General features: G+C 72.2%; 12 protein-coding genes. 1 reads left to right on the top strand and 11 read right to left on the bottom strand.

The annotated features are described in order from the left end of the window. Window positions 1–104 precede the first annotated feature (104 nt). The 5 genes from EV671_RS26755 to tssK form a co-directional block, all read right to left on the bottom strand. Window positions 105–2,036 carry a serine/threonine-protein kinase gene (locus tag EV671_RS26755; protein ID WP_165917558.1) on the bottom strand — a complete coding sequence of 644 codons (1,932 nt, stop codon included), beginning with the start codon at window positions 2,034–2,036 and terminating at the stop codon, window positions 105–107. Next, on the bottom strand, window positions 2,033–2,734 hold the full coding sequence (gene tagF, locus EV671_RS13140; RefSeq protein ID WP_132572044.1) for a type VI secretion system-associated protein TagF: 702 nt from the start codon (window positions 2,732–2,734) through the stop codon (window positions 2,033–2,035). Before tagF ends, EV671_RS26755 begins: the two co-directional genes overlap by 4 nt. Next, window positions 2,731–6,282 (bottom strand): type VI secretion system membrane subunit TssM, encoded by a 3,552-nt coding sequence (tssM, locus tag EV671_RS13135; protein WP_132572041.1) that lies wholly within the window; start codon window positions 6,280–6,282, stop codon window positions 2,731–2,733. Before tssM ends, tagF begins: the two co-directional genes overlap by 4 nt. 4 nt (window positions 6,283–6,286) lie before the next feature. Continuing rightward, window positions 6,287–7,576, bottom strand: a complete 1,290-nt coding sequence (tssL, locus tag EV671_RS13130) for a type VI secretion system protein TssL, long form (protein ID WP_132572038.1) — start codon at window positions 7,574–7,576, stop codon at window positions 6,287–6,289. Between the two features lie 172 nt (window positions 7,577–7,748). Next, on the bottom strand, window positions 7,749–9,083 hold the full coding sequence (tssK, locus tag EV671_RS13125; protein WP_132572035.1) for a type VI secretion system baseplate subunit TssK: 1,335 nt from the start codon (window positions 9,081–9,083) through the stop codon (window positions 7,749–7,751). A gap of 252 nt (window positions 9,084–9,335) precedes the next feature. Between tssK and EV671_RS13120 the strand changes: the two genes are divergently transcribed. Further along, entirely contained in the window at window positions 9,336–9,875 is a 540-nt protein-coding gene (locus EV671_RS13120; protein WP_165917557.1) for an OmpA family protein, read from the top strand. Window positions 9,876–9,965: 90 nt separating this feature from the next. Here EV671_RS13120 and EV671_RS13115 read toward each other — a convergent pair whose 3' ends face one another. The 6 genes from EV671_RS13115 to EV671_RS13095 form a co-directional block, all read right to left on the bottom strand. Next, window positions 9,966–10,352 carry a DUF4280 domain-containing protein gene (locus EV671_RS13115; RefSeq protein ID WP_132572030.1) on the bottom strand — a complete coding sequence of 129 codons (387 nt, stop codon included), beginning with the start codon at window positions 10,350–10,352 and terminating at the stop codon, window positions 9,966–9,968. 12 nt (window positions 10,353–10,364) lie between these two features. Then, complete coding sequence (locus EV671_RS13110) at window positions 10,365–11,123, bottom strand: PP2C family protein-serine/threonine phosphatase (RefSeq protein WP_132572027.1); 759 nt, start codon at window positions 11,121–11,123, stop codon at window positions 10,365–10,367. Window positions 11,124–11,133: 10 nt separating this feature from the next. Beyond that, entirely contained in the window at window positions 11,134–12,732 is a 1,599-nt protein-coding gene (tagH, locus tag EV671_RS26750) for a type VI secretion system-associated FHA domain protein TagH (protein ID WP_165917556.1), read from the bottom strand. 77 nt (window positions 12,733–12,809) lie between these two features. Then, entirely contained in the window at window positions 12,810–13,592 is a 783-nt protein-coding gene (locus EV671_RS26745; protein WP_165917555.1) for a hypothetical protein, read from the bottom strand. Further along, a complete protein-coding gene (locus EV671_RS13100; protein WP_132572020.1) occupies window positions 13,592–15,283 on the bottom strand; it encodes a hypothetical protein in 1,692 nt (563 codons plus the stop codon). Before EV671_RS13100 ends, EV671_RS26745 begins: the two co-directional genes overlap by 1 nt. Window positions 15,284–15,333: 50 nt before the next feature. Continuing rightward, the gene (locus EV671_RS13095) at window positions 15,334–16,713 is read right to left on the bottom strand and encodes a caspase family protein (RefSeq protein ID WP_165917554.1); all 1,380 of its coding nucleotides are present in this window, start codon (window positions 16,711–16,713) and stop codon (window positions 15,334–15,336) included. Between the last annotated feature and the right edge of the window lie 8 nt (window positions 16,714–16,721).

The raw sequence follows: 16,721 nt of genomic DNA, 5'->3' as shown, positions 1-16,721 counted from the left end.
TCATGACCTCAACTTCTCGAACCGCCCGGTGCGGACCCGCATGCCGGGTGGTGTGGGAGGGGTTCGGCCGTCAATGGCCGGCCCCTATCCCGATGCGCCCCTGCTCAGGGCAGGATGTCGAAGATCAGCCGGGCGGCGCCGTACTCCTGGCTGCAGGCGCTGCTGGACGGGCAGGCGGCGCGCCCCAGATAGGCGGGCTGGCGGCCGGCCTGGTCGCCCAGCATGCCGGCGGCCTTGGAGCCGACAGCCAGCTCGGTCAGGCCGCTGTCCACGCCGATCTTGAGCCCCGTCAGGTCCCGCGGCGTGGCGGACACGACGACGAACAGCTGCTCCTGGCCCGCCGGCGGGCTGACGTCCATCGGCATGGCCGGGCCGGGCAGCGTCAGCGTCTCGCCGGCCTTGATGCGGTGCTGGGTCAGGACGGCGTTGGGCATCAGCTGGACCAGCGTGCCGTCGGGGCCGAGCGCCAGCACGTGGTAGTAGCCGTCGCGCTCGGAGCGCAGCGTGAACGACAGCCTGTCGTGGCCGATGCGCAGCTTGGTCTTCCTGGCCGCAACCTCGACCTTGAAGCCGGCGCTCTGGTTGCCCAGGATGCGCTCGAAGTCGGCGTTCGGGTCGATGCCGGCCAGCGCTGCTGGCGTGGGCTCAGGTGCTGGTGCGGGCGAAGCAGGCCGTGCGGCTTCGGTCGCACTCGGCGCCGGTGCCGGCGACTGCGCGACGACGGGTGCCACCACATCGGGCGCGCCGCGCCTGGGCGGCGTCGACGTCAGCGACAGATAGGCCACGGCGCCCACGGCCACCAGCCCCAGCCCGCCGAGGCCGGCGTACAGCGGCGTGCGGGACGACTTGGGTGCGGCTGCCGCCGGCGTGGCCGACGTGACTGCCGCGGCGCGAGGTGCGGGCGCCGGGCTCGATGGCGCGGGGGGCGGGTTGCCAAAGCCTGCCAGCGGATCCAGCGCTGGCGATGGTGCTGTGCCGGGGCGGGCCGGGCGGATGACGGTCTTGTCGTCGTCCAGCCCGAAGTCGTCCGGCTGCGCGGCCGGTGCGGGCTGGTCCAGCTCGGCCATCAGCTGGGCGATGCTTTGCGGCCGGTCCTCGGGCTTGACGGACAGCGCGCGGTCGATGGCGTGCAGGAAGCTGGCGCTGTACCGGCCGGCCACCAGCTGGCTCAGCGGCTGGTAGGTGTCGCCCATCATGCGGCCCACCGACGGCGGCGGCGTGCGGCGCGTGATGGCGAAGTAGACGACGGCCGCGAGCGCGTAGATGTCGGTCCACGGCCCCTGCTTCATGTGCGGCACTTCGGCGTACTGCTCCAGCGGCGCGTAACCGGGCTTGAGGATGACCGTCAGCGCCTGCGTCATGTCGCTGATGACGCGCCGGGCGGCGCCGAAGTCCAGCAGCAGCGGCCGCGTGTGCAGGCCGCCGAGCAGGATGATGTTGTCCGGCGCGATGTCGCGGTGGAAGCACTGCTCACCGTGGATGACCTTCAGCGCCTCGGACAGCGGGATCAGCAGGCCGCGCAGCCAGGCTTCGTCGGGCGGGCCGGGCAACGCCTTCAATGTGTCCTTCAGCGTCTGGCCCTCGTAGAACGGCATGACCATATAGGCCGTGCCGTTGGCTTCCCAGAAGCGGTAGACCTTGACGAGGGCGGGGTGGTCGAACTGGGCCAGCAGGCGTGCCTCGTTGATGAAGCTCTTCAGGCCCGCCTCGAAGGTGTCGCGGTATCGCTCGGCCTTCACGCTGACGCTGGTGCCCGCGCCGCGCGAGGCCAGCTGCGAAGGCATGTACTCCTTCAGCGCGACCTTGCGATGCAGCGAGTGATCCAGCGCGAGGTAGACGATGCCGAAGCCGCCTTCGCCCAGCGTGCGTGTCAGCTCGAACTCGGCCAGCCGCGTGCCAACGGGCAGCGAGTTGCCATCGCCCATCGCAGCGGCGCTGCTGGGCACGGGCGTCGGCGCGGCGACTTGCCGGGTCTTGTCGAACGGCGCGGGGCTGGGCTGAATCTGCGTCGGCAGATCGTCGTCGGAGGCAGTCATGATGCGGCGGGCGCGGCGCCGAACAGCAGCCGCATGTCGTCGGTGGGGGGCAGCCCGTGGGTCACCAGCAGGCGTCGTTCGCCGGATTGGCCATCGGCCCACCAGAAGGCGTGGCCGGCCGACGCGTGTCGCCAGGCCTGGGCCTGGCCGTCGGCGATCAGCGCGACGATGGCTTCGGCGCCGGCGGCCGGGTGGGCGGCTACGGCGTCGCCCGAGGGCAGCAACTCGGTCATCGGGGCTGGCACGTCCCAGCCGGGGCGGGGGCATTGGGCCAGCTCGGCTTCGAGGCGGTCGATGGGCCAGTCGTCCTGCAGCGCGTCGGCGGCGAGGTCGTCGAGGTCGTGCAGCCAGCGCAGCAGCGTGCGCAGCTCTGCGTTGCTGCGCGGCGGCTCGACCAGCGGGGCGATCAGCGTCAGCGGGAAGTAGCGCCCGATGCGGTCCACCGACGGCATCAGCACGCCGGCCCAGGTGCGGTCGCCGAACGGCGCGGGCAGCAGGCCCGGCATCAGCACGAAGCGCCAGGCCGGGCAGGCGAGGTAGTGCTGCAGCCAGTCGCCGGGGGACTGCTGCTGCAGGTGGGCGAGGCCGGCGGCCAGCCAGCCGTCCCAGAGCGCGACGAAGTCGGGCTCCAGCCGGCGCGACGCGAAGTCGCCGAGGCTGGGCAGCTTGCCGTGCCAACCCGCGACGACGTTGCTCACATCGCCCCCGGGCAGCGGAACTGCGAGATCTCGCGCAGCCGGAACGGGTTGAAGACGCTGGCGGCGGTCACGTCCAGGCGGGCGCGGCGGCCTTCCAGGTTCAGCAGCACGCTGAACTTCTCGGGCTGGGCACCGGGCTGGACCTCGAAGCGCTCGAACAGCCGGAACAGCGCCCACGGGCCGTCGAAGCTCAGCGGCGTGGCCAGTGCGGGCGCCGTGTTGAGCTTGATCTGCGACGCGACGCGCGTGCTGGGCCAGGTGATGGTCTGCGCCGTGCTGCCCGCCGTGAGAATCAGGTGCTGGCCGTCGATGTCCAGGCTCAGCTCCTTCAGCCCATCGGCCAGCTCGCCGGCGCGGATGTCGACGCGGAAGCCCGGGGCCTTGCCGCCGCCGCGGAAGAACACCTCGCGGATGCGCGCTGCGCGCTGGAACTCGGCCAGCGCGGCGGGCGCGGCCGGGCGCGTGCCGTCGGGCAGCGGCTTGTAGCTCCAGCTCGCCGTGCCGGTGTCCACCAGCGGCTGCAGTCGGCGCTGGAAGAAGTCATCCAGCATGCCGCCGTTGCCGAACAGCTGGCCGAAGTCCTCGGGCAGCACGTCGGCGCGCGAGTTGGCCGCGAAGGGGTAGCGGTTGGCAATCGCGCGCTGGCAGAACTCGGTGATGGGCCGCAGGTCGGCCGTCAGCAGGTCGCGCTCGGCATTGCGACCCTGGCGCTCGCCGGCGTCGGCCAGCGTCTCCAGCACGCCACGGATCAGTTCGGGCTGTTGGCCGGCCGCCGCCTTCAGCTTGGCGCCGCCGCCACCGCCGGCGGGCGGCGGGGCCTTGCTCTTCTGCGCGGCGTCTATGGCCACGAGCTGCAGGTTCAGCTCCTCGAACAGCTTGCGTGTGTCGTCGATGGGCGCGGGGTTGCCGGTGACGAGGCGCCGGTAGCTGGCGAAGTGGTCGTCCACCATCTGCTCCACCGCCGCGCCGCCGCCGGCCGCCGGCGCAGCACCGCCGTCGGACAGCTTGGCCGCATCGGCCTTGGCCTGCTTGACCTTGTCGCTCAAAGCCGCGGCCGCGCCTGCCAGGCCGCTGGGGGCCTCGGCCGGTGGCGGCACCAGCGTCGTTTCCTCGGCGATGCGGCGCGTCAGCTTGGTCAGCGGCGAGTCGGGCGAGGCCAGCAGGCGCGAGGCCTCGATGCTGCCGGCCAAGCCGCCGAGCTGCACGAGCTTCACGTCGGCCAGGTATTTGTCCCAGACCTTGATGTACTCCTCCAGGAACAGGCGGCGCACGCGGTTGTTGAGCTGGTCGCCAAGCAGCGCGTCCTTCTGGCGCTGCGGGTCGGCCGGCACGCCCAGCACCCAGCTTTCCTCGGCGGCGAGCTTGCTGGCCACCAGGGCCAGCGAGGACTGAAAGCTGCGGCGGTAGCCGTCGCGCGTGTACAGGCCCGGGATGCCGCGCGTCAGCGGCTCGCCGCTGGCACGCGTGAAGACCTTGGCCGCGTCCGGCCCGGCCGCCGCGGCGACCGAGAACTCCGGCGCGTCGCTGCCGCGGCTCTGGCGCTTCAGGCGGCTGAATACGCGGTACTCCAGCGGGTAGGCCACCAGCATCTCGCGCACGCTGGCGACCAGGTTCTGGTCCATCGGCGCGATGGCGGCCGGCGCACCCAGCGCGAGCAGCGCATCGAGGTGGGCGTCCAGCTGCTGGCGCTGCTCGGCGGTCAGGCTGCGGGCGTATTGCTGGTCCCAGTCGCTGCCGATCCAGGCGCGCAGGCTGTCCGCGTCGAAGTGGTTCGGCGAGTACAGCATCAGGTAGGACTTCAGCGCCTCGTAGGCGTTCTCGAGGTTGTCGCGGCTGGCGGCGCGCAGCCGCTCCTGCAGCCGCGCGGCGATGCGCGGCGCCAGCGCATGCGGCAGCGCGCGCTCGTAGCCCAGGCGGGCGCCGGCGTCGAGCTTGTTGCCCTGGTAGAGGCCGAAGGTGGCCAATGCGGGCGGCTGGTCGACGGGGAAGTCCGCGGGCGCGGCGGCGTTGCGGGCCTCGGTCAGAGCGGCCAGCGCGACGGTCACATCGCCCTGCGGCGCCGGCGGCACCGCGGCCAGTGCCTGCTGGACCTTGGGCAGGCCGGCGGCGACCTCTTCGGCGTAGCTGCCGTTGCGCGTGTAGCTGACGGCCCAGCCGACCAGCAGCGCGACCGACAGCGTCGCGAGGCCTGCCACGCCGGACCAGTACAGCACGCGGCGGCGGCGCTCGGCCCCGGCGTTCCAGACGCCCAGGCCGCGCTCGACGAAGACGAGGTCGTGCAGCAGCTGCAGCAGGAAGTAGCTGCGCCCCTGGCCGGCCAGGCTGGCCGACGCGCGGCGCGTCAGGCCGAAGCTGCGGCCCAGGGCCCCCATGACGCGGTCGATGGGCGTGCCTTCCTGTGTGCCGCTGGTGAAGTAGACGCCGCGCACCGGCGGCGTGGCCTGCAGGCTGCCGCCGGAGGCGAACACGGTGGCCAGGAACTCGCGCAGCGGCCCGCGCAGCGCGGCGAACTCCTGGTGGAAGCCGAAGGCCGCGGCGCGGCGCTGCGGGTCGCGCGTGGCCAACAGGCGCTCGGGCATGCGCTCGCCCAGGCGCTGCTCCAGGCCGGCATAGCCGCTATCGAAGGCGGCCGTCACGTCGGTCGTCACGTTGACCAATGCGCCCTCCTGCCAGGGCAGCGTGAAGCCCCAGACCTGGTCGCGCTCCTCTTTGGGCAGGTCGGCGAAGTTCTCGTTGAAGCCGGCGATCAGGTCGACCTTGGTGACCAGCACATAGACCGGCGCGCGCACGCCCAGCTTGGTCTGCAGCTCGTGCAGGCGCTCGCGCAGCTTGGCCGCATGCTGCGCACGCTCGGGTGCGCCCTGCTGCAGCAGATCCTGCACGTTCACCGTCAGCAGCACGCCGTTGATGGGTTGGCGCGGGCGGGTCTTCTTCAGCAGGCCCAGGAAGCTGTCCCAGGCCTGGGCGTCGACCTTGTCGTCGGACTCCTGCAGCGTGTAGCGGCCGGCGGTGTCGATCAGCACCGCCTCGCGCGTGAACCACCAGTCGCAGTTGCGCGTCCCGCCCACGCCGCGCACTTCGGCGCCCTGCTTGCCGTCGCCCAGCAGGAACTGCAGGCCGGCGTTCATCAGCGCCGTCGTCTTGCCGGAGCCCGGCGCGCCGATGAACATGTACCAGGGCAGCTCGTAGAGGTAGGCGCCCGGCTGCAGCAGCGAGCGGCCGGACGCGCCCTTGAGCCGCGTCATCGCCTCGTCGAAGCGCTCGGCCAGCACCTGGGCCTCGCGGTCGCCGGCGGTCACGCCGCCGCTCATGCCCTGGATCAGCGCGGCGTTGGTGCGCTTGCGTCGCCAGGCCCTCCAGACGAGGCGGCCGATCCAGCCCAGCCACAGCAGGGCCAGCAGCAGCACGCGCACCCAGGTCGGGTCCAGCGGACGGTGGTCGCCGATGCCGATCAACGGGCCCACCCACCAGACGAGGGCCGACAGCACCAGCACGGCCAACGTGCCCAGCACCACGGGGCCGAACAGCTTCGAGAAGATTCGATTCATGGCTTCAGTTGCCCTGGACGGCCAGCGTGATTTCGACGCGGCGGTTGCGTGCGCGACCGGCCGGCGTGGCGTTGTCGGCGACGGGGCGGCTGTCGGCCACGCCTTCGGCGCGCAGGCGTTGCCCGCCCAGCGTGGGCAGCAGCAGCTGGCGCACGGCCTCGGCGCGCTCGCGCGACAGGTCGAAGTTGGACGGGAAGCGCAGCGAGCGGATCGGCTGGTTGTCGGTGTGGCCGGTCACGGTGACCTGCCCCGGCAGCTGCGCCAGCGCCGCGGTGATCTCGGCCAGCAGCGGCTTCACGGCGCTCGCGACTTCGGCACTGCCTGGCTCGAAGAAGCCGTCGCCGGCGATGGTCACGATGGACTTGTCGGCCAGGTCCTGCACCTGCACCGCGCCGCGAGCGATGGCCGGCTGCAGCAGCGCGGCCAGCCGCGGCGCGGCGGCGGGCGGCGGCGGAGGTGGGGGCAGCGTGGCGGCGCGCACATCCATGGCCTGCAGCGTGTCGAAGGTGGCGTCCGTGCGCGCGTGCAGCGACAGCCTCAGCGCGATGAACACCAGCAGCAGCAGGCCCGCGGTCAGCGCGGCCAGCACCCACAGCGGCAGGCCATCGGCCAGCTTGGCCTGGCCCAGCGCGACACCGCGCCACTGCGGCGACAGCTCGCGCAGCGGCGGCCCGGCCTGCTCGCGCAGCAGGCTGGCCAGGCGCTCGCTGACGCTGTCCAGCTGCGCGCGGCCGTTGTCGATGACGCGGTAACGGCCCTCGAAGCCCAGCGCCAGCACCACCTGCAGCAGCTCCAGCAGCGGGCGCTGGCCGGCGACGTTCTCGGCCAGCTTGCCGAGCAGTTGGAAGACCTTCTCGCCGCCCCAGCTCTCGTTGTGGAAGTGCACCAGCAGGCTCTGGCTGGACCAGGCGCCCGAGCCGCCCCAGGGCGTGCTCGACGCGCATTCGTCGATGAAGCTGCACAGGATGTAGCGTGCCGCGACGATGTGTTCCGCTGGCAGGCCCTTGGCCTGCGCCTGGCGCTCGAAGCGCTTGACCGATTCGATCAGCGCCGCGCGCAGCGCCGACGGGTTCGGGTGCTGGGGCATCGCGCGCAGTTGGCTGGCCGTCGACAGCAGCGGCGCGGCCAACTGCAGCAACGGGTTCAGGCCTTGTGGCAGCGGGAGGTCATCGGGCAGCGCGGCGGTGGCCACTGGCGCGGGGCCTTGCGCCGGCGCCGGCGCCGTGCGCCCGGCGCCGGGCTTGATGATGGTGCGCTCCTGCTCGAACGCCGAGAAGGGGTCGTTCTCGTTCATTTGCCAGGTCTCTCAGTTATCCAGGCGAAGTATTTCGGGCCGAGCGCCGGGCCGCCCCAAGCCGGCCCGCCTGAGGCCGCGGGCGGCTCAATGCCGCCAGCGGCCGCGTCCCCTCGGGGGACCGACCGGGCTTGCCCGCGTTCAGCGGCGCAAGACTGGGCGAGGGGCTCCATCATCGGATCGCCCAGAGCTCGAGTTCGAGCCCGGGGAACTCGCCGGCGATGTGCATCGCCAGGCCGCCGGAGGTTTCGAGCTGCTTCCACATCTCGTTGCCGCGCGTCTCCAGCTCGAAGTAGTTGAAGCCGGCGTGGTAGGGGATCTGGCGCGGCGCGACCGGCATCGGTCGCAGCGTGACGCCGGGCAGCTGCAGGTTGACGAGGTCGCGGATCTTCTCGGCCGGCCCGATCTTGACCTGCGTCGGGAAGCGCGCACGCACCGCGTCGGCCGGCATCTGCGCATTGACGGCCAGCACGAAGCTGGCGCTGCGGCGCAGCTCGGCGTCGGCAATGACGGCCACGCGCACGCCGTATTTGCGGTCCTGCAGCTCGATGGGAATGGCCGACTGCTCCATGACCATGGACAGCGACTGGCGGATGTCGGCCAGCACCGGCTCGAAGCAACCCGCCAGGTCGTGGTGGGCATAGACCGGAAAACCGGGCGGGCGGCGCTTGTCGCGGAAGCAGGCCAGTTCGCCGGCCAGCGCCAGGCACATCGCGTACAGGCGCTCGGGGTGCAGCGGGCGCAGCTGGCGTGCGTGGTCGAACAGCGGCTCGTGGCGGTTGACGGTCTGCAGCAGCAGGAAGTCGGCGATCTCGCCGACGCCGGCCCGGCCCGGCTGGGCCAGCCGCGCCGCCAGCGCCTCACCGCGCTGGTGCAGCATGCCCAGCACCTCGCGCAGCCAGCCTTCCAGCGTGACCTGCTCGCTGACCTGCAGCGTGGGCGGGATGTAGCGCGGGTCCAGCACGACGCGGCCGTCGGCGCGGCGCTCGACGATGCGCGCCACGCCCAGGCCCACGAAGCCGTTGCCGGCGCGGCTTTCCAGCACCAGGCGCAGGTTGAGCCGGCCGATCTGGATCGGTGCTTCGCTGAGCTTGCGCGCATGGCCGTCGGCGACCGACAGCTCCAGCGCGTGGTAGCGCGGCGGCATGCCGGCCTGCTCGCCTTCGACGTCGCTTTCGACGACGCCAGGCTCCGAGCGCGCGACGGCCAGCAGCACCAGCTCGTCACGGGTGTCCGCCGGGATGTCCAGCGCGGGCGGCGCGGGCTCGTCGTCGGGCATCGCGAACGCCAGCCCGTCGCGCATGACGCCGGTGGCGCCGGTCAGCGCGAGCTGGCCCTGCAGCAACGCCGGTTGGTCGATCTGCAACGTGGTGAAGCCTTCCGGATGCAGGCTGGCGCTGGCCAGGCGCGCGTCCAGTTGACGTAAAAAGTAGCGTTCCTGCTGCTGGAAGTGCTGGGGCTGCAGGAACATGCCCTCCGTCCACATCACTTTGTTATGCCGGGTCATGTTGTTGAAAGCAAAGAGAAGGACTCGTTGTTCAGGGGACTGCAGCGCAACAGGGCGGTAGGCGTCCGGCGCGAACGATACACGGCGCCTGTGTCACCGGGACAGGGGGCCGAACCCGGTTCCGCACATTTAAGGGTGTTGCCCGTGCATGCCGAAGGCTATGATTTATGGACACGTTTCGCTAGCCATTGCGAATGCGGCGGTGCCGGGGGTCAGATTCTGTGGTGTCGGCGCGTTCAACGGGAGTTCGCCATGTTGGTTCGTCGCCCTCTGCCTTTGTCCTTGCTGACGGCTGCTTTGCTGGCCGCCGGCGTCGCGCAGGCGCAAGAGACCGTCGAGGTCGGCAACGGTGTGCCGACCGTCAGCGCAGTCAAGGAAGGTCTGTTCCCGGAAGACGCCTGTGAGCAGCTCGTCGCTGCCGGCTTTAAGTGCATGGGCTTCAAGCCCGCCGTGCGTTTCTCGCTGCCGGCACTGGCCTTCAAGGTCGGCTCGGCCGAGATTCCCGACGGTCTGCGCAAGCAGCTCGACGTGTTCGCCGAGGCCCTTGCAGCCAAGCGCGGTAGCGGCAAGACGGTGCGCATCGAAGGCCACGCCGACGCCTCCGGCGCTGCCGAGGGCAACCAGGCTCTTTCGCAGAAGCGCGCAGAGGAGGTCAAGCGCTATCTGGTCGCCCACGGCGCCGAGGAGAGCATGCTGACGGCCGTCGGCCTCGGTGCCACGGAGCCCAAGGTCAAGGACCCGTTCGCCGCCGAGAACCGTCGCGTCGAGATCGGTCGCCAGACCCCGCCCTGAGCCTGTTGCGGCTCCTTGCAACGCCGCCTTCGGGCGGCGCTGTCGTTTGGCTGCGCCGAACCCCAAGCCTCTCGGGCGAGGCCTGGGGTCTCAGGGGATCTGATGATTCGTCTGCCCCGCGTCACTGAATTCGATGACACCGGCCCACAGGCACATGAGCTTGCTGGTGTTGTCCAGCGCCGGGAAGTTGGCGACCAGCACCGTCGGCGCGCCGGGAACCCAGGGTGCCGGCGTGGCGGGGACGCAGGGCATGGGCGTCAGTGTGCCCATCGCGGCCGCGGTGGCGGCGGCCACGGTCGGGTTGGCCGGGCTTTTGCACATGCCGAAGGGCGGGATGTTGGCGATCGGGATGTGATCCATGATGTTCGCCGCGACCTTGCTGTTGGTCATGATGGGCTTGGGCGTCGGGATCAGCGCGCTCGGTGAAGCGCCCATGCTGCACTTCATCTGGGAGCCCATGCAACATTGGAAGGGCATCGCGGCCTCCACTCAGAAATTGGGTTGGCTCAGCCACAGCGCCATCGCGCTGAAGTTGTCGAAGCCGGGCTTGCCCGCGGTGGCCGCCGTGACGCGGCTGCGCAGGGCGTCCAGCCAGGCGCCGGGCGTGAGTGCGGCGGCCAGCGTGGTTTCGAGGTCCTGGTCGTCGAGGTTCTCCCACAGGCCGTCGCTGCACAGCAGGAAGCAGTCGCCCGCAGCGATCTCGACCGCGCCGGGGCCGGCGCTGACGTCCAGCTCGTCGGGCCGCGTGCCCAGCGCGGAGCGCAGTTCGCTGCGGCGCGGATGGTGGCGCAACTCGGCGGCCTGCACCAGCCCGACCTCGACGAGGCCCTGCACCAGGCTGTGGTCCAGCGTGCGGCTGTTGAGCCGGCGATTGCGGAACCAGTACAGCCGCGAGTCGCCGGCATGGGCCCAGTAGGCACGATGCTCGATGAAGTCGACGATCAGGCAGACGACGGTGCTGTGCATGTCGGCGCTGCGCGTGCCGGCCCGGCGCTGGTCGAGGATGGCCTGGTTGGTCTGGCGCACGAGGTCGGCGAGTTGCTCGCCGCAGTCGTCGGGGTGGGCCTGGACGGCGGTGAGCAGGCTCTGCACCGCGAGGCGCGACGCGACATCGCCGCCACCATGCCCGCCGGCGCCGTCGGCCAGCACGCAGGCGAGATGGCGCTGGGAATGCCAGTGGCCGCAGGCGTCTTCGTTGTACGGCCGCCCGCCGCGTTCGGAAAGGATGGCGACTTCCATGGCCAGCATGCTGGCCTCCTCAGCGGCCCGACGGGTTGCCGGGGCCCGGCTCGGCGTCCAGCGCGATGAGCTGGGCCTCGTAGGCCTGCAGGAAGGCCTTGCCGAACAGGGTGTGGAAGTCGTCGGCCGCCTCGCGCGACAACTGCGTGTACAGCTGCTGGAACTGCTCCCACAGCTGCGCCTTGCGCGAGCCCGGCAGCAGCGAGGCGAGCGCGCCGCGCTTGGTGATGGCGCTGTCGAGGGCCTGCGGGTCGAAGCGGGCCAGCACACCGTCGAGCGCGGCGCGCATGCCGGCCATGACGCCGATCTCGTGGGCGCGCAGATCGTCGAAGGCGTCGCGCATCGCACGGGCAGGCGGCATGAAGCCGGCGGCTGCCGGGCCCAGCAGATGGGTCAGTGCCGCGTCGACATTGGGCGAGAACTTCAGCGGGTTGTTGTCCTGCGTGACGATCATCGTCACCTGGGCGCGCACCTCCTGCTTCAGCGCGGCGCGGGCGCGCAGCAGTTCCACGGCGCCGCGCGTCGATTCGCGCAGCAGCTCGCCGATGAGTCGCATCGTGGCCGGCGTCAGCGTCTGCAGCGGCTGCGTCGACAGGCCCAGGCCGGTCAGCAGCGCGTCCAGCAGCGCGGCCGTGTCGCCGACGGGTGCGGCGGCCGGCGCGGGTGCGTGCACGGGGCGGCTGGGCGGCGGCGCGTTGTGGTCGCCTTCCAGATGGCGGACATCGGGCAGCGTGATGACCTTGTGGTCCTGCATCGAGTCGTCCCAGGACAGCACGGCGCCGGCGGGCGTGGCCGGCGCCGTACTCACGGACGGCGGCGTCAGCGCGGCCTGCCAGGGCAGCTGCAGGTCGGAGACGGTGTCGGCCGGCAGCAGCTGCTGGGGCGCGCGGGCGGGCTGCATCAGCGCGCGCAGCGGGTCGGCGTCGGCGGCGGTGTTGGCCGGCGGGGCGGCAGCCAGCACGCCCAGCGGGTCGGCCGGTGCGGCGCCCATCGGCCCCAGGCCGAACAGATCGTCCAGCGACGGGCCGGCCGACAGCGGCGCCTGTGCCGGCGCGCCCAGCCCGAGCGGGTCGCTGGGCGTCGCGATGATGCGGCCGATGGTGACGCCGCTGGTGGGCATCTCGGGCGCGAAGGGATCCCAGTCGGCGGGTATGGCGCCCACCGGCGTGGCGGCCGCCGCGGGCGCGACGGGGGGAGGAGGCGCGAAGAACGCCGGGGCCGGCGGCAGAGGAGCGTACGAGGCCGGCGCGGCCGCACGGGGGGGCGGGCTGCCAAACAGGTCGCCGAACGGGTCCTTGGCAACGGTCTGGTGGCCGGCGCGCACCTGGATCACATAGCCGCCGATGTTGATCGTGTCGCCCGGCTTCAGCGGGGCCTCGCGGCCATTGCCCAGCGGCGCGCCGTTGACGCTGATGGCGTTGCTGCCGCGGTCGACGACGGCGAAGCTGCCGTTGCGCAGCACCACTTGCGCGTGCACGCGCGAGATCGTGCGGTCGGGGTCGGGCAGGACCAGCTGGTTGGTGGTGGCGCGGCCGATGGTGCCGCCCAGTTCGTCGAAGCTGGCTTCGCGCGGCTCGGTCGGTGCGCCGTTGTAGCTGCTGACGGACAGCACGATCATTCGCGGGTTCCCCTGTGTTCCTGATGGCCTGGACGAGCCGGAAAGAGCATACGACAGCCCCGTGCGCAGAGGCGCGGTCAGCGCAGCACGTAGAGCTGGCCTTCGACGACGGCGATGCGCATCGGCATCGACACCCTGCCGCCGTCGGGTCGGTTGAACTGCAGCAGCGGCCCGCCCGCCGTCGAAAGGCATTCGATGAGCCGGCCGTCGGCCGTTGGACGCAGCCTCAGCGTGGCCGCCGTGGGCAGCGGGCCGCGCAGCGCCTTCTGGGCATGCAGCAGCTGCACGCGGGCACGCCAGCGGGCCAGGTCGTCGGCGGGCCTGCGCTGATAGGCCGCGGCCAGCTCCTCGAAGCGCAGCCGTGCAGCGGCGATCCATGGCTCCGGGTCGCCCTGGGCCAGCGCCAAGGCCTGCGCCTGCGCAAAGGCCAGCACGGGTGCGGCGAGCGTGCCCAACTCGGGCAGGGGCGGTGCGTCCTGCCAGCGCCAGCGCGGGAACCTGACCGGGATGTCGACCTCCTGCTGCACGACGGCGTGGGCGCGGTACACCTCGCCGTCCTGCACGGCCCAGTCCAGCGTCGCGAGGCAGCGCGACTGCTCGTCGCTGGCGGCCTGGCCCACGCGCGGCAGCAGCAGCTGGGCGCGGGCGAAGCGCGGGCCCTCGGACAGGCGGGGTTCGGGGGCGGGCGCGGCGGGTTCGATGACCAGCTCCAGCCGGTTGGCGCCGGCCAGCGTGAACTCGTGGACGGCCAGCGCCTGCACGCCGCCGGCCGCGCCGAGCTCGGCCAGCGCGAAGCCGTTCAGGCGCGCCTGTGCGGCCACGCCCTGGGCCTGGAGGCGGAGGATCAGGAGACGTTCCATCACCCCAGGCTCCAATCGAGAAGTGCCACCGAGCCGAGCAGCGCGACATGCTGGCCGCTGCGGCCCAGCAGTGGGTCCTGCACGGCCATCGGCGCGACGACGGGCTCCAGCGCCAGCTGCAGGAACCACTGCCAGGCGCCGCCGCCCTGCGGGCTCTGCCGCAGCCCGAAGGCGCCGACCAGTGCACCGGTGGGCGGGCCGAACTCGCTCCACAGCAGGCCGGTCTCGCTGGCCAGCGGCGTGAACTCCAGCGTGACCGGGCAGCGGACGCGCTGCTGCACCGGCTCCAGCACCTCGGCGAGCGGCGGCTCGGCGGTGTCGCGGTTCAGCTGCAGCGCCAGCTCGGTGGACAGCGCGATGCGCAGCGCCAGCTGCGTGCGGGCGCCGGCCTGCTCGATCTCGCCGCTCAGCACGAGGTCCAGTGTCATGCCCAGCTTGAAGTCGCCGACGAAGCGCAGCAGCGGCTCGCTCTTCAGGCCGGCGGCGCCTTCGCGCAGGCCCCAGGTCATCGCGGCGTGGCCGTTGAACAGCCCGGCGCGCAGGCTCATGCGCGGCGACTGCGCGCTGGCCGACCAGGCGCTGAATAGCTTCTCGGCGCCGGCCATCAGCGCGGCCTCGATGCCGGGGCCGAGGCCCTCTGCCCACTTCGGCGCCGCGCGCGGGGCGCCGTCGCGCGCGAGGCGCAGGCGCAGGCCTTGGGACGCGGGCGGCAGTGGCGGCGCGGAGGCCTGGCGTGGCCAGGTCTGCTCGAGCAGGCGGTCGCGCTGCCAGGTCAGCAGCCATTGCTGGGCCGGCCAGGCCCAGACCTTCAGATGCTGCGAGCCCAGCGGCACGCCATGGTCGCGCAGGCCGCAGCAGTTGAGCTCCAGCAGCGTCAGCTCGGGAGACGGCTCCTGCAGCAGCAGCGCGCCCCAGCCTGGCGCTGCGGCGGGCGGCGGCAGTGCGCCGACGGTCCAGCTGGTGGATTGGGCGGCATGGCCCTGGGCCGTCATCAGGCCGTGGCCACCCAGCCAGCGCAGTTGCGGGTGCGGCACCGGCAGGCCGCACCTGCCATGCAGCGCCTGGCGGACCTGCAGCAGCGTCTGCGGGCCCTCGCTGGCGGCCTGGCTCAGCAGGCACAGGCGGTCCACCGCGGGCTCGCCGCCGCCGACGCGCAGCGCCGGCGGCGGCGGCGGGCCGGGCAAGTGCTGCCAGGCGCCACCTTCGAGGCGGTATTCGCGGCGCCAGTCGAGGTCCAGCGCGCGGAACTCCAGCGCCTCGATGTCGCAGGCCTGGCGCGGTAGCGGCGGTGTGTCGCCATCGACCCGGGCGAGCCGGTCCAGCGCGTCGATGAGACGCGCGTCGTTGACGCGCAGCAGCTGAGCCTCGCCGCCGCGGCGGGCCAGCTCCTCGGCGCCCGTATGCACCAGCTGGTGCAGCTTGACCCAGTTGCCCAGGCGCTCGTCGACGAGCAGCGCCAGCGCCCATTCGTTCTCGGGCCGCGTTTCGAAGGCGGGGCCGAAGGCGAAGCACAGGTTCAGGTAGCGCGCGGCGCTGTTGGCGTCCAGCAGGCCCTGCGAACGTGCCTGCTCGCCGACGCGCTCGACGAAGGCCTCGCGGCGCTCGCCCAGCCGGGCCGCCATGTCGGGCCAGCCGGCTTCGATGAGGGCGATCAGGGCGGGGTCGAGGGAGCCTGCGTGGGTGTCGGACATGGTCAGGAGGTCTTTCGCGCCGTGCGAGCCGCTGCGGTCGTGCCCCGGGGTCACTTGCGATAGTGATCCAGCGTTGGCGGCGGTGTATACCCCAGTTCCCTGGCCCGCGACTCGAATTGCGCGGCCAGCAGCGGCTGGGCGCTGCGGCGGTAGTGCAGCGCCAGCTCGTAGGCGGCGATGCCGTTGCCCAGCCCGGCGGCGTACTGCAGCCAGCCTTCGTAGCGGCCCGGCGCGGATGGCGTGTTGCTGTCGCGGTAGCTGCGGGCCACGCGGGCGGCGGCATCCTTGTCGCCGCGGGCCGACTTGTGGATGTCGGCGCGAATCTCCTCGGGCATGTCGTCGCTGACGTTGAAGGCGGTGCGGAACAGACGCACGTCGCTGCGCCTGAGCACCTGGCTGGCCTCCTTGGCGCCTTCGCGCGCCGCCAGTGCGGCGGTGGCACGGCGGCCCTGGGGGTGGTGCTGCAGATAGCCGTCAGCCAGTTGCGCGACCTCCTGCGGCCAGATGCTCCTGTCGACGGCGGCCCAGTCCTCCAGGTCGTCGGGCGCGCGCGGCGGCGCCGGCGGTGGCGCGGCATCGGCCTGCGCAGGGCGGGCCAGCGTCACGGGGCGGCGCACATCCTTGGCGATGAAGGAGTCCTGCGCCAATGCGCGCACGGCCTCGACCGGGTAGTTGCGCATCGTGTTGAGCACGTCCAGCCGCACGATGGAAAAGAAGTCGGACCAGGTGGCCTCCTCGTCCGCCGACTTGAGCATCTTGACCAGCGAGGCCGTGTAGAAGGTGCTCAGGTTGGCCGACGCGGGTGCGATTGCCGGCTTGCCGGCGCCGGTGGAGAAGGCAACCAGGAAGCCGGGCGGCACCTCGATCTGGTTCAGGCCGTCGCTGGCCTGCACGGCGGCGCGGATGTTGGTGCGGCAGGCGTCGATGACGCAGATGGTCAGCGCGTCGGGGCGTTGCGGCATGCGCTCGACGACGTCCTTGATGACGCTGACGCTGTTGCGCCCCAGCACCTCGGCCTTGGCCTTGGGGCTGGTGCCGGCGCCGACGAGCAGGCTCTCGGCGTCCAGCTGCAGGCCGTGGCCTGTGAAGTAGAAGAAGGCGACGGTATCCGACGGCCCGGACCTGACGCTGGCCGCGAAGCCTTCGATGGCCTGGCGGGTCCTGGCGGCGTCGACGTCGAGCGCGTCCGTGACGCTGAAGCCGCGCTGCTCCAACGCGGCGCGCAGATCTTGCACGTTCTTGTGCGTGGGCGGCAGGTCGTCGGGTTCGGGGTAGTCGCGATTGCCGACGAGCAGCGCGAGGCGGGTCGGGGGGGAGGCGTTGGCTTCGTCCGGCCGGGCCTGGCCCAGCGCCGGCGCGCCGGCGAGCAGGACCGGCAGCGCTTCGAGTACGGTGCGGCGGCGGAGGTCCGCCGGGCTGTCGGTAGTCATGATCGGAT

The organism is Roseateles saccharophilus (genome assembly GCF_004342485.1).
In the GTDB taxonomy this organism is placed as follows: Bacteria; Pseudomonadota; Gammaproteobacteria; order Burkholderiales; family Burkholderiaceae_C; genus Pelomonas; species Pelomonas saccharophila.
Note: the sequence above shows the minus strand (reverse complement) of the source record. Positions and strands in the feature narration are given on the sequence as shown.

Excerpts from the sequence above, each read along its gene's own strand:
- EV671_RS26755 (WP_165917558.1), bottom strand. The coding sequence starts at position 2,036 with ATGACTGCCTCCGACGACGATCTGCCGACGCAGATTCAGCCCAGCCCC.
- tssM (WP_132572041.1), bottom strand. The coding sequence starts at position 6,282 with ATGAATCGAATCTTCTCGAAGCTGTTCGGCCCCGTGGTGCTGGGCACG.
- tssL (WP_132572038.1), bottom strand. The coding sequence starts at position 7,576 with ATGAACGAGAACGACCCCTTCTCGGCGTTCGAGCAGGAGCGCACCATC.
- tssK (WP_132572035.1), bottom strand. The coding sequence starts at position 9,083 with ATGACCCGGCATAACAAAGTGATGTGGACGGAGGGCATGTTCCTGCAG.
- EV671_RS13120 (WP_165917557.1), top strand. The coding sequence starts at position 9,336 with ATGTTGGTTCGTCGCCCTCTGCCTTTGTCCTTGCTGACGGCTGCTTTG.
- EV671_RS13115 (WP_132572030.1), bottom strand. The coding sequence starts at position 10,352 with ATGCCCTTCCAATGTTGCATGGGCTCCCAGATGAAGTGCAGCATGGGC.
- EV671_RS13110 (WP_132572027.1), bottom strand. The coding sequence starts at position 11,123 with ATGCTGGCCATGGAAGTCGCCATCCTTTCCGAACGCGGCGGGCGGCCG.
- tagH (WP_165917556.1), bottom strand. The coding sequence starts at position 12,732 with ATGATCGTGCTGTCCGTCAGCAGCTACAACGGCGCACCGACCGAGCCG.
- EV671_RS26745 (WP_165917555.1), bottom strand. The coding sequence starts at position 13,592 with ATGGAACGTCTCCTGATCCTCCGCCTCCAGGCCCAGGGCGTGGCCGCA.
- EV671_RS13100 (WP_132572020.1), bottom strand. The coding sequence starts at position 15,283 with ATGTCCGACACCCACGCAGGCTCCCTCGACCCCGCCCTGATCGCCCTC.
- EV671_RS13095 (WP_165917554.1), bottom strand. The coding sequence starts at position 16,713 with ATGACTACCGACAGCCCGGCGGACCTCCGCCGCCGCACCGTACTCGAA.